The sequence below is a fragment of the Bradyrhizobium sp. 147 genome, assembly GCF_023073935.1.
Lineage (GTDB): Bacteria > Pseudomonadota > Alphaproteobacteria > Rhizobiales > Xanthobacteraceae > Bradyrhizobium.
The window spans coordinates 1-508 of sequence record NZ_JADPKL010000068.1; the positions used below are offsets into that span (position 1 = coordinate 1).

The window sequence follows — 508 nt, forward strand, 5'->3', positions numbered from 1 at the left end:
TAAAGCGTGATGGCATTAGGTTCGATAGCCTGAATTTTTGAGGTAATTGGCGCATTCCTCTGAGGTGAAGGCATCGAGTGCGCGGCCGATTGCGGCGCAGACGGCGTCGACGGTTCGCGCGGCAGCTTTGCGGAGCAGGTGCTTGAGCTTGGCAAAGACTTGTTCGATCGGGTTCAAGTCGGGCGAGTATTTTGGGAGGAAGAAGAGTTTGGCGCCGACCGAGCGTATGAGTTGGCGAACTGCTTTGCTCCTGTGGCTACCGAGGTTATCCAAGACGACGATGTCGCCGGGTCGAAGGACGGGCAGAAGAACCTTCTCGACATAGGTGCGAAAGCTCACGCCGTCGATCGGGCCCTCGATGAACCATGGCGCATCGATCCGGTCATGGCGCAGGGCCGCCAAGAAGGTCATGGTCTTCCAGCGGCCGTGCGGAACCTTGGCGGGAAGTCTGTGCCCGCGCGGCGCCCATCCCCGCAAAGGTGCCATATCGGTTCTGGTCCAGGTCTCG

At 59.8% G+C, this 508-nt stretch carries 1 protein-coding gene; it reads right to left on the bottom strand.

The features are described from left to right. Positions 1-15: 15 nt before the first annotated feature. The coding region (locus IVA87_RS15380) for an IS630 family transposase (protein ID WP_247334092.1) at positions 16-508 on the bottom strand (493 nt) is incomplete at its 5' end.